Annotated in this window: 16 protein-coding genes and 6 tRNA genes; 1 reads left to right on the plus strand and 21 read right to left on the minus strand. The window is 49.3% G+C overall.

Translation table 11 applies throughout. The annotated features are described in order from the left end of the window. Positions 1 to 702: 702 nt before the first annotated feature. From KBS54_04975 to KBS54_05010, 8 genes are all read right to left on the minus strand, one after another. On the minus strand, positions 703 to 1,992 hold the full coding sequence (locus KBS54_04975; GenBank protein MBQ0055482.1) for a bifunctional folylpolyglutamate synthase/dihydrofolate synthase: 1,290 nt from the start codon (positions 1,990 to 1,992) through the stop codon (positions 703 to 705). 7 nt (positions 1,993 to 1,999) lie between these two features. Next, complete coding sequence (locus KBS54_04980) at positions 2,000 to 4,654, minus strand: valine--tRNA ligase (protein MBQ0055483.1); 2,655 nt, start codon at positions 4,652 to 4,654, stop codon at positions 2,000 to 2,002. Positions 4,655 to 4,762: 108 nt separating this feature from the next. Further along, positions 4,763 to 5,386: a YihA family ribosome biogenesis GTP-binding protein gene (locus KBS54_04985; protein MBQ0055484.1), complete on the minus strand. Its 624-nt coding sequence runs from the start codon at positions 5,384 to 5,386 to the stop codon at positions 4,763 to 4,765. Further along, entirely contained in the window at positions 5,383 to 7,701 is a 2,319-nt protein-coding gene (lon, locus tag KBS54_04990) for an endopeptidase La (protein ID MBQ0055485.1), read from the minus strand. The genes KBS54_04985 and lon overlap by 4 nt, the downstream gene beginning before the upstream one ends. Next, positions 7,694 to 9,019 (minus strand): ATP-dependent Clp protease ATP-binding subunit ClpX, encoded by a 1,326-nt coding sequence (clpX, locus tag KBS54_04995; protein MBQ0055486.1) that lies wholly within the window; start codon positions 9,017 to 9,019, stop codon positions 7,694 to 7,696. Before clpX ends, lon begins: the two co-directional genes overlap by 8 nt. A 2-nt stretch (positions 9,020 to 9,021) precedes the next feature. Next, positions 9,022 to 9,609 (minus strand): ATP-dependent Clp endopeptidase proteolytic subunit ClpP, encoded by a 588-nt coding sequence (gene clpP, locus KBS54_05000; GenBank protein MBQ0055487.1) that lies wholly within the window; start codon positions 9,607 to 9,609, stop codon positions 9,022 to 9,024. 22 nt (positions 9,610 to 9,631) lie between these two features. Further along, on the minus strand, positions 9,632 to 10,981 hold the full coding sequence (tig, locus tag KBS54_05005; protein MBQ0055488.1) for a trigger factor: 1,350 nt from the start codon (positions 10,979 to 10,981) through the stop codon (positions 9,632 to 9,634). Between the two features lie 144 nt (positions 10,982 to 11,125). Then, positions 11,126 to 11,201 (minus strand) — tRNA-Gly (locus KBS54_05010). Positions 11,202 to 11,266: 65 nt separating this feature from the next. Here KBS54_05010 and KBS54_05015 point away from each other — a divergent pair. After that, on the plus strand, positions 11,267 to 11,782 hold the full coding sequence (locus tag KBS54_05015; GenBank protein ID MBQ0055489.1) for an AIR carboxylase family protein: 516 nt from the start codon (positions 11,267 to 11,269) through the stop codon (positions 11,780 to 11,782). 84 nt (positions 11,783 to 11,866) lie between these two features. On the opposite strand, the gene KBS54_05020 is transcribed toward KBS54_05015, so the two are convergent. The 13 genes from KBS54_05020 to KBS54_05080 all read right to left on the minus strand — a co-directional run bounded on the left by KBS54_05020 (position 11,867) and on the right by KBS54_05080 (position 22,706). After that, positions 11,867 to 13,282, minus strand: coding sequence for a hypothetical protein (locus KBS54_05020; GenBank protein ID MBQ0055490.1), 1,416 nt, complete (start codon positions 13,280 to 13,282; stop codon positions 11,867 to 11,869). Positions 13,283 to 13,303: 21 nt separating this feature from the next. Next, a complete protein-coding gene (locus KBS54_05025; protein ID MBQ0055491.1) occupies positions 13,304 to 14,659 on the minus strand; it encodes an amidohydrolase family protein in 1,356 nt (451 codons plus the stop codon). Positions 14,660 to 15,181: 522 nt separating this feature from the next. Then, a tRNA-Gly gene (locus KBS54_05030) sits at positions 15,182 to 15,256 on the minus strand. Positions 15,257 to 15,296: 40 nt separating this feature from the next. Then, positions 15,297 to 15,371 (minus strand) — tRNA-Gly (locus tag KBS54_05035). Between the two features lie 15 nt (positions 15,372 to 15,386). Beyond that, positions 15,387 to 15,462 (minus strand) — tRNA-Phe (locus tag KBS54_05040). 17 nt (positions 15,463 to 15,479) lie between these two features. Then, positions 15,480 to 15,556: transfer RNA gene (locus KBS54_05045), tRNA-Asp, on the minus strand. Positions 15,557 to 15,573: 17 nt separating this feature from the next. Further along, positions 15,574 to 15,648: transfer RNA gene (locus tag KBS54_05050), tRNA-Val, on the minus strand. A 75-nt stretch (positions 15,649 to 15,723) separates the two neighbouring features. Further along, positions 15,724 to 16,980 carry a S41 family peptidase gene (locus KBS54_05055; GenBank protein ID MBQ0055492.1) on the minus strand — a complete coding sequence of 419 codons (1,257 nt, stop codon included), beginning with the start codon at positions 16,978 to 16,980 and terminating at the stop codon, positions 15,724 to 15,726. Positions 16,981 to 17,011: 31 nt separating this feature from the next. After that, entirely contained in the window at positions 17,012 to 18,148 is a 1,137-nt protein-coding gene (locus KBS54_05060; GenBank protein ID MBQ0055493.1) for a peptidoglycan DD-metalloendopeptidase family protein, read from the minus strand. Positions 18,149 to 18,205: 57 nt separating this feature from the next. After that, positions 18,206 to 19,090: a permease-like cell division protein FtsX gene (locus KBS54_05065; protein ID MBQ0055494.1), complete on the minus strand. Its 885-nt coding sequence runs from the start codon at positions 19,088 to 19,090 to the stop codon at positions 18,206 to 18,208. Next, the gene (locus KBS54_05070) at positions 19,083 to 19,826 is read right to left on the minus strand and encodes an ATP-binding cassette domain-containing protein (protein MBQ0055495.1); all 744 of its coding nucleotides are present in this window, start codon (positions 19,824 to 19,826) and stop codon (positions 19,083 to 19,085) included. The genes KBS54_05065 and KBS54_05070 overlap by 8 nt, the downstream gene beginning before the upstream one ends. 13 nt (positions 19,827 to 19,839) lie before the next feature. Continuing rightward, positions 19,840 to 20,847 (minus strand): polysaccharide pyruvyl transferase family protein, encoded by a 1,008-nt coding sequence (locus KBS54_05075; GenBank protein MBQ0055496.1) that lies wholly within the window; start codon positions 20,845 to 20,847, stop codon positions 19,840 to 19,842. A 2-nt stretch (positions 20,848 to 20,849) separates the two neighbouring features. Continuing rightward, complete coding sequence (locus tag KBS54_05080) at positions 20,850 to 22,706, minus strand: hypothetical protein (protein ID MBQ0055497.1); 1,857 nt, start codon at positions 22,704 to 22,706, stop codon at positions 20,850 to 20,852.

The raw sequence follows: 22,706 nt of genomic DNA on the forward strand, positions 1-22,706 counted from the left end.
GCTCCAAACGGAGGTAAGCCCGTTGCTTTTCAGCTAAAGCTCTGTAACACTTCGGTAACGGCACGCCAAGCGGTCGGGTTTCAGGGTTGAGACACGAGGCCGATGCTTTCGGGAAGGAGGCAGGGAAAGCAAGAGTCCTGCGGCTTCGGACAGAAAACGAACGGACGGCGCAAGCAGTATCTGCGCCCAGCCCAGTAGGAAGTAATCCGGAGTTAAGCTTTAAGCGGTAAGTTGGAAGCATTTAGAACCTTTAACTGCGCACTTAGCACTTAGCTTTTTGCTTGCAGCTTGCAGTTTGTAGCTGTTAGCTGTGTTTGTTATACCCAAAAGCAATTTTGGGCAAATTAAAAACGGCTTGGGAATTTCCAAGCCGTTTTTGTTGCTAATACTGAAATAGAGCCGCTGGATTCTGCGCTGCTCCTGCCGGAGCCCGCAGAAAGACAAAGAAAAAGGCAGAATGACAAGATAAAAAATATTTGTCTCACTGCGAAGCCCAAAGGGCTTGCGCAGTGCCCAGCGGCTTTACGGGCGAAGCGAGCGTTAAGGTTTTGATTTTCAATATTGGTTTTCATAGTAATTGTTTCTTATGGTAATTGTATTTTATCGTAATTGGTTCTTTTTGTAATTGGTTCTTTGGGTCATTGGTTTTTATGGTCATTGCTTCTTATTTTCCGCGCCGTTTCAGTTTTTGACAAATTTTAGTTACTTTAGAAATTCTTCCGGATAGTTTTCTTTGAGCCATGCGAGCATATAAAGGCTGCCGAAGCAGAGGACGGGACAGCCCTGTTTTGAGGCTTCTTTTACCGCGTCGTAAGGCGAGGCAAAGCTTCCGCGCACGTCAAAGCCGAGAGACGCAGCTGTTTCCGCCATTTCTTCCGCTTTCATGCTACGTTCCATTTGAGGCACTTCCGTGCAGTAAAATTCAATATTAAGTCCTTTGAGCAGTTCCAAGGCGTTTTTAACGTCTTTGTCGCGCATCATTGCAGTTACCGAACATATTTTCTGCCCTTTGAAAAGCAGGCTGATATTTTCGGCAAGTCTTTTCATCGCGTGAGGATTGTGCGCCCCGTCAAGCAGCAGCGGCGGATTTTTTCGTACAAGTTCCATGCGCCCCTGCCATTTCATCGTGCTCAGCGCGGTTTTGACAGTTTCTTCCGTCATTCCGCCAAAATATTTGCGCAGTTCTTCCGCGGCGCAGAGGGCAAGTGCCGTGTTTTCCGCCTGATAGGCACCTGCAAGCGCCGTTTTGTAACTTTTGCCGCTGAAGCTGAGCGTTGTTCCGTCAAGCGAAGTTTCTGTCAGGCTGTAAGCTGTTTTTGAAAGCAGTCTGTCCCTTGTTCCTTCCCGTGCACATTTTTCAAGGAACTGCTTTTCAAGTTTTTCATTGCCTCCGGCAAATATTGCAGGGGCGTTCCCGCGTATTACGGCAAATTTTTCGGCTGCTATTTTTTCAAGCGTATCTCCAAGGTAATCTGTATGGTCAATTCCTATCGGCGTTACGAGGGTTAAAATGACGTTTTCAAGCGTGTTTGTCGCGTCAAGCCTGCCGCCGAGCCCCGCCTCGACGACCGCTATGTCCACGTTGTTTTCAGCAGTCAGCATAAATGCCGCCGCAGTTGTGAGTTCAAAATAGGTCGGCATATCTTCTTCCGCCGTGCCGCTGTTTTCAAGCGCGTTTTTTATCTGTCCGACAACCCTGAGCCAGTCGGCAGCGGGAAGCATTTCGCCGTTTATCAGCAGTCTTTCGCCGAAGCAGGCAAGGTGAGGGCTGGTGTAGAGGGCTGTTTTGCAGCCGGAACAGCGCAGTATCTTTTCAACCGTCGCAGAGGTTGAGCCTTTGCCGTTGGTGCCTACAACGTGCACTGCCTTAAACTGCCGTTCAGGGTTTCCGACAAGCGCCAGCAGTTTGGAGAGGCGGGCAAGCCCCGGGTGAATTCCGGGGCTTGCGATTTTTTGCAGTTCGTTTTCTATTTCCGAAAATTTAATTTCCATTTTGCAGCTATTCAGCCAGACTCTTGAGGTTCTCCAGCATACGCTCTTTTTTGGCGCTGTTTTCAGCCAGTTCGGTCTTTTCTTTTTCTATGACTTCCGCAGGCGCCCTGTCTATGAAGTTCTGATTGGCAAGCTTGCCGCTGCTCTTTGCTATGTCTTTTTCAAGCTTGGCAAGGTCTGCTTTGAGGCGCTGGATTTCTTTTTCAAGGTCAAGCAGATCGCCCACCGGCAGATATATCTGCACGTCGTCAAGCACTGAGGCAAGGCTCTTTTCGGGTTTGCTTTCAGAAACAACGATTGCTTCAACGCGCGTAAGCAGAAGTATCTGGCGTTCGTTTTCATTGACAAGCGCAAGCTTGTCATCGTCATGCACCGTTATTTCAACACGCGGTATCTGCTGTGAAGGAGCTATTCTCGCTTCGGCGCGCAGGCTGCGGATCGTGCGGATTATTTCCTGTACGAATTTCATGTCTGCCGCTGCTTTTTCGTCAAGCGTTTCGGGACGCGCTTTCGGCCATGAGTTTTTCATAACGTAGCTGTCGCCGAACGGGAAGGCATGCCACAGTTCTTCCGTAACAAACGGTATGAACGGGTGCAGAAGCTTGAGCACGTCTTCAAAGAGGACAAGCAGAACAGCCTGCGTCGATTTACGGCGTTCTTCGCCTTCGTCCCCGCGAAGCGCCGGTTTGGCAAGCTCAAGATACCAGTCGCAGAGTTCGCCCCATACGAAATCGTACATAAGCCGCGCCGCTTCGCCGAAGAAATATCCGTCAAGCAGTTTTGTGATTTCCGCGGTAACCTCCGCAAGTCTGTTGAGTATCCATTTGTCCTGAAGTTTGAGCTGTTTTTCGTCCCATTTCTGCCCTTTTTCGGCATCTTCAAGGTTCATCAGCGCAAAGCGGCTCGCGTTCCAGAGCTTGTTAAGGAAGAGACGGTAGGTTGCTATGCGTTCCGTTGAAAGGAAGATGTCACGCCCCTGTACGGTCAGGGCAGCCATTGTCAGGCGAAGCGCGTCTGCCCCGTAGTCTTTGACTATGACGAGCGGGTCTATGACGTTGCCTTTTGATTTGCTCATTTTCTGCCCTTTTTCGTCCCTTACAAGCGCGTGAATGTAAATGTCGCGGAAAGGAACTTCTTTTGTTCCGTAGAGTCCGAACATTATCATTCGGGCAACCCAGAAGAAGATTATGTCAAAGCCCGTAACGAGAACCGACGTCGGGTAGAATTTTTTAAGCTGTTCCGTTTTTTCCGGCCAGCCCATTGTCGAAAACGGCCAAAGTCCGCTTGAGAACCACGTGTCAAGCACGTCTTCGTCCTGTTTGAGGTTCGTGCTTCCGCATTTCGTACATTTGTGCGGAGCTTCCGCCGCAACCATTATTTCTCCGCAGTCCTGACAGTACCATGCAGGTATTCTGTGTCCCCACCAAAGCTGGCGAGAGATGCACCAGTCGCGGATATTTTCCATCCACTGGTAGTAGACGTTCGTCCACTGTTCAGGTATAAAGCGGATTTTTCCGGCTTTTACCATTTCAACGCCTTTGTCTGCGAGAGGACGTGTTTTGACGAACCACTGCTCCGAGAGATACGGCTCAATTACCGTATGGCAGCGGTAGCATTCCCCGACAGAGTGTTTGATGTCCTGTATGCCAAGCAGCACGCCTTCGGCTTTAAGGTCTTCGACAACGACTTCGCGGGCTTCAAAACGGTCAAGTCCGGCATATTTTTCGCCGGCGTCTTTCGTCATTATGCCGCTTCCGTCTATGACCTGTATCTGTTCAAGTCCGTGGCGCTGTCCGACAAGAAAGTCGTTTGGGTCGTGCGCAGGCGTGATTTTAACGCAGCCTGAACCAAATTCAGGGTCAACCATATTGTCTTCAATGACAGGTATGACGCGGTGAACGATAGGAACTATGACTTTTTTGCCGATAAGATGGCGGTTTTTCTGGTCGCGCGGGTGAACGGCTATTGCAACGTCTCCCATGATTGTTTCGGGACGCGTAGTCATTACCTTTACTTCGCCCGGTTCGTCCGCGAATTTGTATGCGACTTCGTAGAATTTTCCGTCGTGGTCGTGGTGTTCGACTTCAAGGTCGGAAAGCGCGGTCTGGCAGCGAGGGCACCAGTTAATAAGGTATTTTCCGCGATAGATGAGTCCGTCGTTGTAGAGCGAAACAAACATTTTGCGGACTGCCGCAGAGAGACCTTCGTCCATTGTAAAGCGTTCTCTCGACCAGTCGCAGGAAGCTCCGAGTTTTTTCAGCTGCGATATGATTGCGCTGCCGTATTCTTCTTTCCATTTCCAGACGCGGTTGACAAATTCTTCGCGTCCAAGGTCATGGCGCGAGATGCCTTCTGCCGCAAGCGAGCGTTCAACAACGTTCTGCGTGGCTATACCGGCATGGTCTGTGCCCGGAACCCAAAGCACTTCATAACCCTGCATGCGTTTTGTCCTGCAGAGGATGTCCTGCAGCGTATTGTCGAGCGAGTGTCCCACGTGCAGTTTGCCCGTGACGTTCGGCGGCGGTATGACGATTGAAAACTGCGGCTTGCACGAGGCTGTATCAGCCTTGAAAAGTTCGTCTTCTGTCCATTTGCCGTACCATTTGTCTTCAATAGGCGCAGGATCGTAATTTTTGTCGAGTATTGTTTTTTCGGAATCCATCAGGAATTCCCTCCTCTTTGACAGACCTGGTGGCTGTCGAATCTATCTTGACAGATTTCTGCGGCCGTTCCGCAGACATCCGGCAGATGCTTTGAAAAGCGGCGCGGCTTAAAGTTTTGCGCCTGCCGCCATTTTTTTCAGTCCGTTTTTCGCCTCAATAAGTCCCTGCCGAAGCGCTTCCGCCTGTTCGTTGTTCGCGCCGGAGGTGAGATACGGGGGCAGGACGGATTCAATTCCGTTCCTGACGTATTTGTCGTAAGTCCCTTTTCTTTTGCCGCCCGAAATTTTATCCGCTTTTGTAAAAACTATAAGCCGGGGCATGTCAATTTCATCAAGCCACTGTTCAAGTTCAAGGTCATTGTCAAGCATGCCGTGACGGAAGTCAACGAGGTGCGCTACAAAGCTGATTTTGCGTTTCGCGGTGAAATAATCCTCTATCAGCTTCCGCCAGCTTTTGCGTTCCTCCGCGGATTTCGAGGCGTAGCCGTAGCCCGGTATGTCAACGAGCATGAAGCGTTCGTTTTCCGGCGCTTCTATTTTGTAGAAGTTTATGCTGCGCGTTTTCCCCGGTTTTGAACTGACTTTGGCAACGCTTCTGCCGAGCAGCGAATTTATCAGCGTGGATTTTCCCACGTTGGAGCGCCCCGCAAACACAATTTCGTCCAGCTCCGCGGGAGGCAGCTGCTGTTTGTTAAACGCCGTGCAGTAAAGCTCCGATTTCCAGTGCGTCATTTTTTCAGCGCCAGAGCGGCAACCTCGTCAAAGTTTGAGACGTAGTGTATTTCAAGTCCTTCTTTAATCCAGTCCTTGAGCTCTGCCACGTCGTTCTTGTTGTCCGCCGGAACTATAAGTTTTTTCAGTCCGAGACGTTTTGCCGCGAGTATCTTCTCACGCACGCCGCCTATCGGAAGCACTTCGCCGTGAAGCGTCATTTCGCCCGTCATGGCGTAGGAAACGTCTATTTTGCGTCCCGTGAGAGACGAGCAAATAGACAGCGCAAGCGTAATTCCCGCCGACGGACCGTCTTTCGGGACAGCGTTTTCAGGCACGTGCACGTGGACGTCCTTTTTCTGCCAGTCAAATTTTTCAAGCCCGAATTTCTTTGCGTTGGAACGAATGTAAGCCATTGAATTTTTCAGCGATTCCTGCATTATATTGCCGAGATTGCCGGTGAACGTTACGTTTCCCGTGCCTTTCATGACGGCGGATTCTATAAGCAGCACTTCCCCGCCGGCTTCCGTCCACGCAAGCCCTATGGACGTCCCCGCCGCGTTCTGTTTCGGAACGCGCGTTGCGTAAAGCTTCGGGGCGCCGAGATATTCTTTCACTTTGTCGTTGTTTATAACGTTTTTCTTTCTCTCGGCTTCCGGATTTTTAGCAATGCCGGCGGCAATTTTGCGCGCTATTTTTGACAGCGCGCGGTCAAGTCCGCGGACACCGGCTTCGTGCGTGTAGTTGCGTATAACATTCATCAGCACCGGCTTTGAGATACTCATGTCGTCTGCGGTTATGCCGTGTTCTTTGAAGATTTTAGGCAGCAGATGGCGTTTCGCTATTTCAATTTTTTCTTCGGCAAGATAGCCCGGAAGATGTATGATCTCCATTCTGTCAAGCAGCGGCCCCGGAATAGTCGAGGTCGTGTTAGCGGTCGTGATGAACATTACACGGCTCAGGTCAAACGGCACTTCAAGGAAATTGTCCGTAAAGCGGAAGTTCTGTTCGGGGTCAAGAACTTCAAGGAGAGCCGAAGAAGGGTCACCCTTGTAAATGCTTCCGATTTTGTCTATTTCGTCAAGCAGCATGACGGGGTTGTCTGTCCCTGCCTGTTTTATTTTCTGTATTATTTTTCCGGGCATTGACGCGACGTAGGTACGCCTGTGACCGCGTATTTCAGCTTCGTCGCCAAGCCCGCCGAGCGCTATGTTCACAAACTGACGCCCCATGGCACGCGCTATTGACATTCCGAGAGAGGTTTTGCCTACTCCTGGAGGTCCGACAAAACAAAGTACCTGAGCGCGCATTTCCTGCCCCGCAAGCTTTCTGACGGCAAGATATTCAACTATTCTGTCCTTTACGTCGTCAAGTCCGTAGTGATCTTCGTTGAGAATTTTCTCGGCTCTTGCTATGTTGAGGTCGTCTTCGGACGATTTGTTCCACGGCAGGTCAAGCAGCCAGTCTATATACGTTCTGGCAACCGAAGCTTCCGGAGACATTGCGGGCATACGGGAGAAACGCTCTGTTTCCCTGAGTGCCTTTTCTTTTACCGCTTCCGGCATCAGGGAATTTTCAATTTTTTCCCTGAGTTCCTCCGCGTCCGCACCCGTGCAGTCGTCACCGAGCTTGTCCTGAACTATTTTCAGTTTTTCGCGCAGGAAATAGTTGCGCTGCGTGTCTTTTATTTTTTCCTGAACCTCATCGTCTATTTCTTTTTCCATTTCAAGCATTTCACATTCACCTGCAAGCAGCTCTACAAGCAGCCGCAGGCGCGCACCGATTTCCGTCGTTTCAAGCAGACGCTGTTTGCTTTCCGCTTTGATTTTCAGGTGCGCCACAGTAAGGTCGGCAAAATCTTCAGGATTGGCTATTTCTTCCGCCATCTGGAGAATCTGCTGCGGCACGTGACGGTTCAGCGCGATATATTTTTCAAGCTCGGTCATGACAGATCTGCGCAGCGCTTCAATCACGTTGCCGGAAGTTTCGCAGGTCGCAGGAACTTTTTCAATTTCAGCTTCAAGATAGCTTGCGCTGTAGACAAACTGCACTACCTTCGCGCGGCACAAGCCTTCAAGCACAATATTTACGCTTCCGCTCTTGCTCTGCATAACGTTCTGTATCCTGCAAAGCGTGCCGAACGTATGCACACCGTTTGTTCCGGGGTTTTCAACCGAAGCGTCGTACTGCGCGGAAACAAAGACAAGGCGGTCAGGCGCAACCGCTTTGACCGCGTTTATGGTGCGTACCCTGCTCGTAAGCAGCGGCGTTATTGAACCGGGGAAAACTACCGTGTCCCGAACAGGAATTACCGGACAGGCGAACAAATCAGACAGCCTCTTTTTTCGGAGTTATCAGCGCTTTGCCGCTGCCTGCAACCATTTCTTTGGTCACAGTAACTTTTGCGATTTCCGACGCTTTACCCGGGATCTCGTACTGCAGGTCAAGCATAAGGTTTTCAAGTATCGTTCTGAGCGCACGGGCTCCCGTTCCAAGCTTTATTGCTTTTTTTGCAATTTCCCTGACAGCGTCGTCTTCAAATTCAAGCTCTACGCCTTCAAGGGCAAACATCTTCCGATACTGTTTGAGCGGCGCGTTTTTCGGTTCTTTGAGTATGCGGACAAGCGCGTCTTCGGCAAGCGAAGAAAGCGCCACAAGAACCGGAAGACGACCGATAAATTCAGGAATAAATCCGAAAGAGCGAAGGTCGTCGGGCTGAACCTGCTTCAGCAGTTCATCCGTGCGCTGCTGTTTGAGATTGCTCGTAATGTCGCCGCCGAAGCCTATCGCCTTTTCGGTGGTTCTGCGGGCAATAATTTTGTCGAGTCCGTCAAAGGCTCCGCCGCAGATGAACAGTATGTGCGACGTGTCAACGGGAATCATTTCCTGACTCGGATGCTTGCGCCCGCCCTTCGGCGGAATGTTTGCAATCGTTCCCTCAATAATTTTGAGAAGCGCCTGCTGAACGCCCTCGCCGGAAACGTCGCGCGTTATTGAAACAGATTCCGATTTGCGCGCTATTTTGTCTATTTCGTCAATGTAAATTATTCCGCGCTGTGCCGCGTCAATATCAAAATCCGCCGCCTGAAGCAGCCTGAGAAGTATGTTTTCAACGTCTTCGCCGACGTAACCGGCTTCCGTAAGGGTCGTAGCGTCGGTTATTGCGAAAGGAACGTTGAGCATTTTGGCAAGCGTCTGGGCAAGCAGTGTTTTGCCGCTGCCTGTAGGTCCGACAAGCAGCACGTTGCTTTTCGGAAGCTCGACGCCGTCGTCTCCGTCCGAAAGCGGATTTGTTATTCTTTTGTAGTGGTTGTACACGGCAACGGAAAGGACTTTTTTCGCTTCGTCCTGTCCTATTACGTACTGGTCAAGAAACTGTTTGATTTCCTCAGGCTTCGGGAGCGTGTCAAACACGGGGGCGGAAACGTAGTCAGCCCTTTTCTCCGCCGGCATACACGGTGTATCGGGAAATGCGTCGCTGCCAAATTCTTCCCTCAGAACAACGTTGCAAAGCTGGATACAGTCGGTACATATAAAAATATTATTAGGACCGGCTATAAGCCTGCCTACCTCGTCCTGCGTCTTTCCGCAGAATGAGCAGCGCGGCTTGGGGCGTTTGCTGCCTGTATTTTCAAGCGTATTTTTTCTTACCATTTTTAACGATTCTCTATAACCTGATCAACTATGCCGTATTTCTTGGCTTCCTGAGCCGACATGTAAAAATCTCTGTCGGTGTCTTTTTTAATTTGTTCGAGCGGCTGTCCCGTATGCTTTGAGAGAATTCCGTTGAGCGTGTTTCTCGTCTTAAGAATTTCTACAGCCTGAATTTCGATGTCGGACGCCTGTCCCTGCGCGCCGCCGAGAGGCTGGTGTATCATTACGCGGGAATTCGGCAGGGCTATGCGTTTGCCGTGAGCACCCGCCGCGAGAAGAACGGCTCCCATGCTTGCCGCCTGTCCAGTGCATATCGTGGAAACGTCGGGCTTTATATACTGCATGGTGTCGTAAATCGCCAGTCCGGCGGAAACCACTCCGCCAGGGCTGTTGATGTAAAGGAACACGTCCTTTTCCGGATCCTGGCTCTCAAGGAAAAGCAGCTGCGCGACAACAAGATTTGCGACGTTATCGTCTATCGCCGTTCCGAGAAAAATTATTCTGTCGTTAAGCAGACGGCTGTATATGTCGTAAGCTCTTTCGCCTCTGCCCGTCTGCTCTATAACCGTTGGAATAAGATAACCGCTCATAAAATTTCCTCCGTCCGGGGAATTATTTCTTTTCCTCTGCTTCGACTTCCTTAACCTGAACCTGCGTTGCGGCGTATTCAGCCGTCTTGCGCGCGCGGACTTCGTCCATCACCTGATAGAGATGGTCTTTGTTCGAGTAGAGGTAATCTTCGACTTTTTTGAGGTCCATGCCTGAAGCAAGCGCCATTTTCCTGATTTCAAGCTGCAGTTCTTCTTTCGTGCAGTCAATATCGTTCGCGTCAGCGATTGCTTTGATAACAAGCGAGCGTTTCACGGCTTTTCTTGCCGTATCGTCAACCTGTTTCTCAAATTCGTCCTTGTCGGTGCCTGACTGTTTCAGGAATTCGTCAAGCGTCATATCTTCATTGCCGGTCTGGCGTTTGATTCTGTCTTCCTGTTCGGCTTTTATCGCCGCCTTTTCGCGGTTAATAAGCTTTTCGGGAATGTCTATTTCACAGGCGTCAGTAATTGCGGATATTGCCGACTTTCTGAGGCTGTCTTCCGTTTCTCTTTCAGCCGCTTTTTCCAGACGCTCCATAACGCTCTTCTTGAATTCCTCAACAGTTTTCAGTCTCGTATAGGTAAGCTCGGGAATATTTTCATCCGTAAGCTGCGGAATATCTTTTTTCATAATGCCCTGAATGTCAAACTCATAGCGCATTTTCTGTCCCGCAATTTCCTTTACGCTGTTGTCAGGTTCTACTGTAAATGCCGCTTCGGCTTTTTCTCCGGGCTTTTTGCCGACAAGAGCGAAAACTATTTCAGGGCGGATACCGGGCTGTTTGAGGTCTATTTCGGATTTCTGGTCTTTTTCGGCTTCCGTTTCCTTTCCGCCGTCTTCCGCGAGGAAGGAATTGTATTTCACGGAAACTATGTCGTCAGCCGTGATTTCGCGTTCTTCGTACGACGGTACGACCTTGGCGTGCGCTTCAAGCATCTGCTGAATGTTTTCGTCGCGCATTTTTTCCGTTGCCTTGTAAATTGTCTTTTCTGCCGTGATTGTTGAGAGGTCGGGAAGAATTACCTCCGGCGACACCTCATAGACGACGGTAAATTCGAACGCTTTGCCCTCTTCAAGAGCGTCTCCGGGCTTGACATCGGGATATTCGACAAGGTCAAGCTCATTTTCACTGACCGATTCGTCTATACCCTGATTTATAAGCTTTTCCTGCGCCTGAGCACAGATTGCCGCTTTGCCGAAGCAGAGTTCAAGCGTTTTGCGGGGAACGTGTCCCTTGCGGAACCCTTTGAGGTTTGCTTTCTGCGAAAGCTCCGCATACGCTGCGTCCAGTGCTTTGCTTACCTCTTCGGCTTCAAAAGCAACCTTCACTGTTAAAATATTTTTTTCCTGAGATACGATTTCTGACTTCACTGTGTACTGCCCCTTTGCTCAATAGTTATTGACATAACCGATAGATTTTACCACATTTACGAAAAATTTGCAGAAATAATCGCCGGCAGCCGAAAATTTATAAAAATTTATAAAAAAGCCCGCGCAAAGCGGGCTGATTTTCAATGGAGCGGACAACGGGATTCGGACCCGCGACATTCGGCTTGGGAAGCCGACGCTCTACCAGCTGAGCTATGTCCGCGCAAGAGATATTTTAACACATATTCCGGCGTATGGATTATAATATTTTGGCGAGGTGAATATATTATGCCCGGACCAAAGAGATACAAAACAGCAAAAATCGGCGTCATTCTGTCGTCGGAAGAGCTTTTGGAAAAGCTGTCCGGCGGGCTTGCAATATTTGACAAGCTTTACGTAAAGTACGAGCTTGCCGGACTTCCGCCGCACAACAGCAGGCAGGAACTTGAAAACTATGCCGCAAACGCTAAAAAACGCGGGCTTGAAGCGGTAATAGTATCAGCCGGTTCCAATGACGAACTGCCGCGTTTTACAGCAGAAAAATGTCTTGCGCCGTTAATTTTCGCACCCGTGTCAAGAACAAACAGAAGCGTGCCGCAAAAGTTTCTTGCTTCGTCGAGCTTCTGCGTTACCGCCGCAAATGATTTTTCAAAGGCGGCGCACTTTGCGCTCAAAATTCTTGCGATACGCGACAAAAGCCTTTCAAGGCGCCTGTTAAATCTCTCATTGGCAAAAAACGAACGTTTTGCCGCGGAAGACTCGGAGGACTTTCCTCTTGCGCCGGACGACGCCTACGGCTTTTAACAGGCGGACAAGACTGCATTCAAAAAATACGGCGCGGAACCCGCGCCGTATTTTTTATTTTGATTAAACCGTCTGCGTCAAATATTACATTACAAATCCGAGAATTACGTAAAGTACAAGCGACGCGCCCGCAAAGAACGCGCAGTACGGGGTCTGCGTCTTGACGTGGTCAATAATGTCGCAGCCCGACGTTGAGCAGGACATAATCGTCGTGTCGGATATCGGCGACGTGTGGTCTCCAAAGATACTTCCGCCGAATGCCGCACCGGCAACCAAAGGAATGTTCACGCCGAGGTTAATAGCCATCGGAAGGGCGATTACGAACATAATAGCCATTGTTCCCATTGAGGTTCCGGTTGCGAAGGATATAAGGCAGGCGATAATGAACACGAGCGCCGGAAGGAACGCCGGATTGAGCGCCTGGAGGAATATTGACGAGAGGTAGTTGCCCGTATCAAGCGCTTTGACCGTGCTTCCCATCGTAAATCCGAGAAGAAGAACGAAGGCTATCGGAAGCATGCTGCCCATGCCCTTGAACATTTCGTCAATAACTTCGTTGAGCGTAAATATTTTCTGGAATACGCAGAGAGCGCCCATAACCACGAGCGATACGAAGCAGCCCCAAAGCAGCGAGTTCATGCCGCTGCCTTTCATAAGGTTGCCGTTTCCGGTAACGAACAGGGCGATAATAACCGTGAAAAGCAATGTGAGAATCGGAAGTACAAGGTTCATTACTCTCGGTTTCGCATCGCTGATTTTTACTCTTGAGATTTCTCCGCCTTCTTTTGCGTGCGCAGGATCGTCAAGCATACCCGTTTCCGCGGCGCGTTCCTCGGCTGCCTTCATTGGTCCGAAATCCTTTTGGAGAACCGCAAGAACGAGAACGCCGAGCACTGCGAAAATGCAGTAGAAATTAAGGCAGATTGATTTGATAAGCGTCGGGATCGCATCGGCTTCCGCGACTCCGCCGGAGGTAAGATAGCCGATCATTGCCGCGAGCCAGCCGCTGAGCGGGATAAGAACGCAGACAGGCGTTGACGTGGCGTGGATAATGAACGCCGCTTTTTCGTGCGGAACTTTGAGCGCGTCATTGACAGGACGCGCGACGGAACCCGTAACCATGCAGCTGAGCGAGCCAGACGTGAAGATAAGAACGCCGAGCAGCCACGTAAAAATGTTTGCGCCGCGTTTTGATTTGATAATTCCGTTTTTCTTCACCATAACGTCAACAAAACCGTCAACGCCGCCGGAACGCTCAATAAGATAGATAAGCGCGCCGATAAAAAGCATCGAGGCGATAACTATCGTGTTGCCGCTTGACGCCATCGTTTTGACGCAATTGTTGAGCGCCGCGTTGAGAGCCGCGATAAAATTCCAGTCCGCAATGATGAACGAACCAAGGAAAATACCGATAAAGAGCGAAACAAAAACATTCTTTGTGACAAGCGCGAGAACGATTGTCAGAATTGGCGGTACTATTGACCAGAAACCATACTGCATTGAACTTCTCCTCCTTAAATTTTACTTTCTTATGGCTCTTCCAAGCCTGTGGTTTATGATTTTGCCTTTTTCAACGGCGATTTTCCCGCCGATGATTACGTAATCTATTCCTTCCGGTTCCGCGACAGGGTCTGCAAAGGTCGCGTTGTCTTTTACCGTCTTGGGATCAAAAATAACGATGTCCGCGTCAGAACCTTTTTCAAGTCCGCCCTTGCCTGAAAGCGACAGCTTCTCTGCGGCTGCGGAGGTCATTTTTGCAATGCCGTCCGCCAGCGAAACCTTGCCGGTGTTGATAAATTCCTTAATAAAGTGTGGGAAAGCCCCTGCCGCGCGAGGATGTCCCTGTCCGTTGTTCAGAAGCCCGTCACTTCCAAGAATAACGCCGGTATGAGCCATCGCCATATCAACGTCCTCATGCTTCATAACGTGGCACACCGTAATCATATCGGGATATTCTGCGCGAACCTTGCGAAACAGATCTTCCGTGCAGCGCATGCCCCTGTATTCGCCCTCGCACAGTTCCACAACGTCATAACCAGTATGATAACGGTCAAGGAACCCTTCATCGTAGGTAGCTGAACCTATCTGCGTCGAATACGCGTAATACGGATAACAGTCGCAGTGCAGGTTCAGTCCGTTTGCGCGGTAACGGTCGGTAATCTGTAAAAATTCTTCCATTTGTCCGAAACCTGCCATACTTCCTATGTGCGAAATTTCCGTATTGAGACCAAATTTCAGCCCGGCGCTGATAAACTCCTCAGCGGCGGCGAAAACTCCTGCGGCATCGTCGCGAAGATGCGCGGCGATAAGTTTGTCGTCCTTTTTGCAAAGCTTCGCCGTTCTTTCAAGCTCTTCCTGAGTCAAGCCCGGAGCATAGCGTATTCCGTAGGAAACTCCCACACAGCCTCCGTCAAGAGCCCTTGCCGTACTGCGTTCCAGCGTGTCAAGCTGAGAGGGAGTTGCGGCGGCGTATCTGTCTGTCGTTCCTGCTTCGTACCTGAGATAACTGTGTCCGGCGTACATGGCGACGTTAACCGGTGCGCCCTTAGCGTCCACCGTATCAAGATACCTGACGGGATCGCACAGATTAGTTCCGCAGTTGCCGGCGATAACCGTTGTTACCCCCATTTTCAGCATACAGTCGAAAATGCAGAAATCAATATCGTTACCGTCCGTGCTCAGCGGGTCCTCATGCATGTGAATATCAATAAATCCGGGGGAAACTATCTTGCCTTCAGCGTCAATAACAGTATCGGCTTCCGGCTCTTCCCTAAGAAAGGCTTCAATTTTTCCGTCCTTAACCAAAACGTTCTGCTTTGAAAAAACGGTATTCTTGGCATCAGCGACAAAGCCGTTCTTAATCAAAATGCTGCCCATTGCGTTATCCTCCCTGCTGTAAATTCAGATTTCGGCAGGCAGCTGTTCTCCGAAAAAAACGGCTGATGCTTCTGCATCGGCCATTGATTTCAAATTATGCGCAAGGCGCAAAATTCAACTAATACATAGCTCTCCGCAAAAGCGACAGTCAAACGGATATTATCCGGTTGCCCGGGCAGAGTTCGCAACCTTCCGCCTTCGGCAGCGGTCCCTTTCAGAACGACAACGGTTTTGCGGCACCTTTGACATCGTCCTTACTCTTGACAACTGCTCCTCTATCCTTTAGCAATATTCGGTTAACGAGATTATAGCACTTGTTCTGCCGTTGTAAATATTTTTTTTGAGAAAAAACCTTGAAAGCCCCATAAAAAATAAACTATCAAAAGCAATTTTGGGAAAATTAAAAAATTAAAAACGGCGCGGATTTTTTGTAATCCCGTGCCGTTTGTTGTATTTACCGCTTATTTTTCTTTCCTTCAAAACATTCCGAGTACGCAGTGCAATGCCAATGCCCTGTTATTTTGGAGCGGAAGACGGGATTTGAACCCGCGACCCCAACCTTGGCAAGGTTGTGCTCTACCCCTGAGCTACTTCCGCATATAAACGCGCGTACCGTAAAAACGACTTAATAAAAAAATGGAGCGGAAGACGGGATTTGAACCCGCGACCCCAACCTTGGCAAGGTTGTGCTCTACCCCTGAGCTACTTCCGCAAATCGTTTTTCAAGTGGTGGCGGGGCCCGGAATCGATCCGGGGACACACGGATTTTCAGTCCGTTGCTCTACCAACTGAGCTACCCCGCCTTATGACTTCTTAAAAATGGCGGAGCTGACGAGACTCGAACTCGCGACCTTCGGCGTGACAGGCCGACGCTCTAACCAACTGAGCTACAGCTCCGCTTATAAAAGTTGTCATGGTGGGCGGAATAGGTTTCGAACCTACGACCCCCTGCGTGTAAGGCAGGTGCTCTCCCGCTGAGCTATCCGCCCGCTCGCCCTGCCGTACCGCATAAGCGACAACAGGGAAGATTATACATTAATTTCAGAGACTGTCAATAACTTTTTTTATTTTTTCTTTGCTTTGGGCGCGGTTTTGCCCGAAGCCTTTTTGGCAGGCGTCTGAGCGTCAACCTTTACGGGTCTTCCGGCTATTTTGTCGCGCAGCACGGAGAGCGCTTTCTGCAGCTGTTTGTCTTTTTTCTTGTCTTTTTCAACGTCGCCGGCAATTTTTATGTCAGGCTGGAGTCCTTTTTTGTCGAGCATAAAGCCTGACGGCGTGGCGTAACGCGCAATCGTGATGTAAACACCGGATTTGTCGGGAAGGTCAAAGAGTGTCTGTACTGAACCCTTGCCAAAGCTTTTAGTTCCGATGAGCGTTCCGCGTTTGCGGTCTTTTATCGCGCCTGCAAGTATTTCAGACGCGCTTGCGCTGCCTTCGTTTATAAGAATTACGACAGGAAGCTTTGTCGCCCTGCCTTTGTCGGCATAAAGCGTGTCGTTGGCACGGTCAAAACGTCCCTTTGTGGAAACTATCAGTCCGCCGTCAATAAACTGCGACGCAACGTCAACGCATACGTGAAGCAGTCCGCCCGGGTTGTTGCGCACGTCAATGATTATTCCTTTTGCCTTTTTGTCCTTTGCCGTTTTAAGTGCGTTCGCAACGTCTTTGCCCGTTTTTTCAATGAATTGGTTAATTTTGATGTAGGCAACGTCGTTTCCTATCATTTCTGAGCGGACGGTTTTAATTTTTATCATTTCGCGCACCATTTTGAAGGTGAGGATTTTATCCACGCCTTTTCTGCGTATCTGAACCGTTACGGGTTTGCCCGGGTCACCGCGCATGAGCTTTACAGCGTCTTCCGTCGTTTTTCCAATAATGCTCGTGCTGTCAACCTTCACAATTTCGTCCATGGGTTTGAGCCCTGCTCTGTCCGCAGGCGTGCCTTCCATAGGCGAAACAACGACTACGCGGTCGTTTTTCATTGAGATGTACATACCAAGTCCGCCGTATTCGCCTTTGAGCTGCGTCAGTTCTTCTTCAAGGTCTTTCGGATTGACAAATCTCGTGTACGGGTCTTCAAGCGAGGAAACAATGCCTTTCATTGCTCCATAGTACATTTTATCGTCGTCTATTTTTCCCTTTTTCTCTCCGTCAACCTGATATTCCTTGAGCGTTTCCTTGACCTGCTTCATTATTACAAGCTGCTGCTGAGTAAACGGCCATACGTTGTCGGCTCCCGCCTGCGGGACAAAATAAGCGGCAGTTCCGGTGATAAAAACACCGAGTATAATTCCGATAAACAGATGTTTGAATTTTTTCATTTATAAGACTCCCTTAAAATTTGTTTGCAAATCAGCGCAGATACCCCATCGGGTCAACCGTGTTGCCGTTGACGCGTACCTCAAAGTGCAGATGAGGTCCGGTAGCTATTCCGGTCATCCCGACTTTTCCAATTATAGCACCTTTTGCAACCTTTTGATTTTCCGAACATGAAATTGTTGACATGTGTCCGTAGACAGTCGTCAAATCGCCGCCGTGGTCAAGTATTACAACCTTTCCGTAGCCGCGCATGGAACCTGCGAAAAGCACTTCACCGGCAGAGGCAGCAGCTATCGGGCTGCCTGTAGATGCCGCTATATCTATGCCCGAATGTTTGATTTTGGTTTTAAACACGGGATGCACCCTGACCCCGTAGCCGCTTGTGATCTGCCCCTGAACGGGCCACGCGATTTTTCCGCCCTTGTAATAAACAACAGTGGTTTTATTTTTGCTTTTGTTTTTCGCGCGTTTTGCCGCAAGCAGTTTGTTAATCGTCCCCTGCAGCTCGCGTGCCGCCTTTTCAAATTCTTTCTGTTCGGCTATATATTTTTCCTTTTCTTTCTGTATCTGCTTTAACACCGTTTCTTTTTCGCCAACTGCCGTTTGCAGCTGTGCATGCTGAATTTTGAGTTCTTTGTTTTTTGTATTAAGAATTCCCTTCTGTCTTCCGAGAGCGTTCTGTTTTTCGTCAAGCTGCTGTTTCTGTTCCGTCAGTTCCATTATTACTTCCTGATCCTGTTTCGCTATTTTTTTCAGCAGATACAGATTGTCCATCGCTTCCTGTACGCCTTCGGAGGAGAGCAGTACGCTGAATTCCGACGTTCTGCCGTATTTGTACATTGAGACAAGCCTTTTGCTCAGATATTTTTCGCACACGGCGATACGTTTTTTTGTGGTCTCAATCTGCGAGTTCAGGACACTTATGTTTCCTTCAACTTTTTTTATGTCGCGCGAAACTGTTTCCACCTTTTGTTTGGTGTCGTCAATTTTTTTGTTTATCACGTCTATCTGTTCCACTACTTTTTTTTCTTTTTTTCTGCTTTCAAAAATTTTCTTTTTTGTCCCCGCTATTTTTCTGCGCAGCTCGTCATATTTCAGTTCCTGACTTTTGAGCTGGCTGTCTATGCTTTCCTCGGCAGGCGCGGCACACGAAAACACCGCGCAGAACAATACCGCGCAAGCAAGTAGAAATATAATTTTTCCGGTATTTTTCCTGCTCTTCATCTGCTACAAAGGTTTGGAAGCTTTGCGTATAAATTTGTTGACCGCAAGGAAGCTCGCAATCAGACTGACGGTCATGCCGCAGGCAAACAAAAGAAAACCGAGACGGCTCACGAGAACGGGAAGTCCCACGAACTGGAAGAACGGAAGCATTTCCCTGAGTTTTTCAAGGGCAAGCGCGTAAGCCGCGGCAAGCAGTCCAAAGGATGCAACCGAGCCGAATGTACCCAAAATAATTCCCTGTATAACGTACGGAAGGGCTATATAGGTCGGTGTCGCCCCGACAAGAAGCATAATTTTTATTTCTTCCTCTTTCGCATAAACAGAGAGCTTTACTGTGTTAAAAAGCACTATTCCGCTGGCGCATACGGCAACCGCGAGCAGAAAAATCGAAAGCATGCTTACAAAATCCGACAGCCTTGTTATTTTTTCCGCAACTTTTCCGGCGTATATCACTTCTTCCACCCCTGGCGCGGCTTCAAGTTTTTTAACTATTGAAGGCACCGCCGAGGCTTCGTTGATCATAAATTCAACGCTGTCCGGAAGCGGATTTTCGCCGAGCAGCGACACCGTATCCAGCTGCGCTCCCATCCTTGAACGCAGTCTGTCAAGAGCCATCTGTTTCGTTACAATTTTTGAACCGCTTATGCCGCGGCTTTTTGCAACCGATTTCAGTACAGCCTGTGCGTCTGCCACCTCACGAAGATAAACCTGTATCGTCAGCTGGTCGTCCATCGTCGCAACAACGTGACGCATATTGAGAACAAGCAGAAGTCCTGCCCCAATTACAAAAAATACGGCAACGGAAGTAAAAACCGTAAGAATGCTCGCCCAAAGGTTTCTGCTTACGAGACGCCAGCCGTCCCTGAAAACGTATCCCGACTTAGTCATTTGCGGCTACCTCCGTTTTCTGTCCGGCTGAAGCAGACGCAAGAGAAACCGCTTCGTAGCAGCCGTTTTCTTCATCTCTTACCACATGTCCCTGCTGCATTTCTATAACACGGTGCCTGTAGCTGTTGACGAGATTCGCGTTGTGCGTTGCCATAAGAACTGTCGTACCGCGCGAGTTTATATCAAAAATGAGTTCCATAATCTGTTTTGCAGTGTGATCATCGAGGTTTCCTGTCGGTTCGTCCGCAATAATCAGCGACGGCTCGTTGACTATCGCACGGGCTATTGCAAGACGCTGCTGCGCACCGCCCGAAATCTGGTCGGGGTACATGCTGCGGTGCGTCCACAATCCGACCTGCTTAAGGACGTCCGAGACTCTCGGCTTGATTTGCTGTGACGAATAGCCCATCGTTTCAAGCACAAAAGCGGCGTTTTCAAACACGGTCAGTTTTGGAAGCAGCTGAAAATCCTGAAAGACAACACCTATTTCCCTGCGGTACAGCGCAAGCGCTACGCTGTTCATTCTTTTGAGTTGCATACCTCCGACGGTCAAATATCCGTTTGTGGGAAGAACCTCGCGCGTTATGCAGCGAAGCAGCGTACTTTTCCCCGAACCTGTTTCACCTATCAGATAGACGAACTCGCCCTTCCTGATTTTCAGAAACACGTTCTCCAGAGCCGGAGCTGAAGTGCCCGGCATGTATCTTTTTGTGACACCGTTAAACTGTATATCCATTTAGCCACCCCGCTTATTGAAGCACTGCTGCAAGTCCATTCCTAAATTCAGAAACAATTTCTTCGCGCGCCGCCTGAAGCTTGCTGCTGTCCACAATCGCAAATTCGTCGGAAAGTTTTTCAGTAAGCACAGGAAGTTTCCATTCTTCGCAGAAAGCCTCGACCTTCGGGTCGTAGGCAGACATTGCGGCAGGCAGCGACGCAAGCGCGCAGAGTTCAGCGAAATGAAGTCTCATGCCGACAGCCTGCGAAGCATTAACAGCCATTTTTTCAAAAACTTCCGCCGTTTCGCACAGAACAATGTCTTTCAGTTTAATTTTATCGTCAGCCTGCAAATTTTCAAGATATACCTGATCTTCCCTCGCAAATGCGACACCGATGATTTTAAGTTTGTTTCTTTTGGCGGCAAAATTTGCGATGCGTAGAGCGTTCTCCGCTGCCACGCCATACCCCGGACGCAGATTCAGAAGCAGCGTATCTCCGCCGCAGTGCTTTTCGGCAAACTGAATACCCATTGCGAGATCCGGCGTTGTTTTGTAACCTTCAACGCCTATTGAATCAAGCAGTGCGGAAGATCTCCGATCCCTGATACTGAGATACGCGCAGTTTTTCAGCGCGTTTTTGGTGAACCATTTGCCGAGCATACTTTTAAGCGGTCCGACAGACTGGCTCACAGCCCATATCTTTGTGCCGGACATCTTTGCCGCACGAACAATCCACCAGTAATATCCGCAGGATTTAACGCTTGTAACGTCCTGGAAAAGTCCGCCGCCGCCGAGCAGAAAGCTTTTTGACTGCTTCAGCAGAGCGGATACGGTTCCCATATTCCACCGGTTATAGCATTTGACCCCCGTACGCGCTTCGCTTTTCTGAGGGTCGGCAGACAGGAGGACTATTTTCTCTTTCTGCACACCGGCAGACACGAGATTGCTGACTACTGCTTCCGCAAGCAGTTCGTCTCCCAGATTTCCGAAACCGTAATAACCCAGTATAAGTACGTCAATATTTTTTTCAAGTTTCATTTTCAAACCACCTGTTTTTTGCTTTCGCAAAATATCTTGACGAAAAAGTGCAGGATAAGAATAAGCACGCAGCCAATCAGAAGCCCCAGCCACCAGCCGTTAAGAACACGGATTACGCTGAGCTGAAGCCTCGTATGGAAGTGGCAGAAGGTGTTCATCGCAGAACAGAAAGCGAGCGTCGCCGCAAGCCGCAGCGCTTCTCTGTAGTGAGGAAACAAATCTCTCTGTTTAACGTAAAAATACAGCATAAGCGCAGGATACCCGATAAGAATTTCCTTTGTCCTCGGACGAACAACCAGCGTTCTCTCAAGAAAATCGCGGAAAGCAAGTTCAAAAGAGGGTACGTCAGAAACGTTGTCACTCCGCAGCGCCATAACCAGAAGCGCGGCGAGAACTACTGCCGAAAGCGCGAGTTCGCCCCAAAGCGCAGGTCTTGCAAAAAGTTCTTTTGCCGTTTCGTCATGTATTCTGACCCTCAGGTCATGATAAAGAACAAGCAGAGGCGGAAGCAGAAGCGTAAGCTTTACTCCCGAGAAAGGCAGAAGTCTGAGCGCAGCTTTTGTCGTTCCGTAAAATGCCGCGGCGGACAGGCCTCCGGCGAATATTATCAGAAGCGCCGGAAGCAGTTTTTTCTTTCCGTCCAAAGCACACAAAGCTGCCTCAGCAGCGACAAATCCTGTACAGAAACCGCCTGTCAGTTTTGCCAGAACTGATATTTTCAGCAGACAGAACGTATAGATAAGCGACAGGATAAAAAGAAGCACAATCTCCTTGATTTCTGCGGTTTCGTCAGCAGACGAAACAAGACGAACCCCGTAAAACCATACCGCAGATACAAAAACAAGAGCGAGGGCAAACGCCGCAAGCTTTCCGCGCTGCCAAGGCTGATAAGGCTCCGGCCAGGCTGCCTTGTAGCCCCTTTGGGCAAGCTTGTCCGTTGTTTTTGCAAGATCCTCACAAAAAGCGTCAAGTTTGTTTCCCATAAGCAGATCAAACGGTCTCACAAGAATAATTCTGACCGAACGCTCGTGTATTGCCCTTACGTAACGCTCAATGGTTGCAGTTCTGGAAATATTTTTTGAAATGACTTCATCTGTAGTGAGACTGTGGAGCGGCACAAGAAGCGGATAAGCCGCAGCAAACGCGCCTGATGCCCCGACCTGCTTGAAAAATTCCACCTGAGACAGGCTGACGCTGTGTTTTTTCAGCACTTCTGCAATCGGTTTTACGTTCGGATTTCCGGCAATAATAAAACCTGCCGGAAGGATATTTTTTATCTGCGGATAATCGGCGAGCAGACCGTCAAGCGCAGCGGCGGTCTGTTCTCCGCCGGACACGGTGCACGTGCCCAGTCTGAGCAGCGTATTAATATTATTGGTTTTGCAGAATTCCAGCGATTCATAATCCGGAAGCACTGAAGACTGGAAAATCTGCTCCGTTGACGCAGGAAAGACGAACGCTGTTTTATCGCCTGTTATTTTTTCTGTTCCGGGAATTTTTACCGCAAGATAACGCTGCAATTTATCGGCATATTTGAATTCTTTCGGAAATACTATCGCGGCTTTGCCGTCCAATGTTGTAAAATCCGCGCCCATGGGATGATATTTTATAATCTCTTCGCCCGTGAACTCCTGCGCCGTAAGCGCAAGTACGGAGCCGCCGTTAAGTTTTTCCCATACCTGTTTCTGCGATATTCCGCTCTGCTGCGCAAGAGCGGTCAGATCCCTGTAATTTGCCGCAAACGCAAAATTGTTGTTCAAACGTTCGGCTCTGACCCTTGGCAGAAGGGCTGCCGACGCGCACAAAAGAGCGGTAACGACGAAAACGAAATAGATATTTTTGCGGGTAAAGGCTTTCAA

It is taken from the genome of Candidatus Equadaptatus faecalis (genome assembly GCA_018065065.1).
In the GTDB taxonomy this organism is placed as follows: domain Bacteria; phylum Synergistota; class Synergistia; order Synergistales; family Synergistaceae; genus Equadaptatus; species Equadaptatus faecalis.

Coding starts and splice junctions, on each gene's coding strand:
- KBS54_04975 (MBQ0055482.1), bottom strand. CDS start 1,992: ATGGAAATTAAATTTTCGGAAATAGAAAACGAACTGCAAAAAATCGCA.
- KBS54_04980 (MBQ0055483.1), bottom strand. CDS start 4,654: ATGGATTCCGAAAAAACAATACTCGACAAAAATTACGATCCTGCGCCT.
- KBS54_04985 (MBQ0055484.1), bottom strand. CDS start 5,386: ATGACGCACTGGAAATCGGAGCTTTACTGCACGGCGTTTAACAAACAG.
- clpX (MBQ0055486.1), bottom strand. CDS start 9,019: ATGGTAAGAAAAAATACGCTTGAAAATACAGGCAGCAAACGCCCCAAG.
- clpP (MBQ0055487.1), bottom strand. CDS start 9,609: ATGAGCGGTTATCTTATTCCAACGGTTATAGAGCAGACGGGCAGAGGC.
- KBS54_05015 (MBQ0055489.1), top strand. CDS start 11,267: ATGCCCGGACCAAAGAGATACAAAACAGCAAAAATCGGCGTCATTCTG.
- KBS54_05020 (MBQ0055490.1), bottom strand. CDS start 13,282: ATGCAGTATGGTTTCTGGTCAATAGTACCGCCAATTCTGACAATCGTT.
- KBS54_05025 (MBQ0055491.1), bottom strand. CDS start 14,659: ATGGGCAGCATTTTGATTAAGAACGGCTTTGTCGCTGATGCCAAGAAT.
- KBS54_05055 (MBQ0055492.1), bottom strand. CDS start 16,980: ATGAAAAAATTCAAACATCTGTTTATCGGAATTATACTCGGTGTTTTT.
- KBS54_05065 (MBQ0055494.1), bottom strand. CDS start 19,090: ATGACTAAGTCGGGATACGTTTTCAGGGACGGCTGGCGTCTCGTAAGC.
- KBS54_05070 (MBQ0055495.1), bottom strand. CDS start 19,826: ATGGATATACAGTTTAACGGTGTCACAAAAAGATACATGCCGGGCACT.
- KBS54_05075 (MBQ0055496.1), bottom strand. CDS start 20,847: ATGAAACTTGAAAAAAATATTGACGTACTTATACTGGGTTATTACGGT.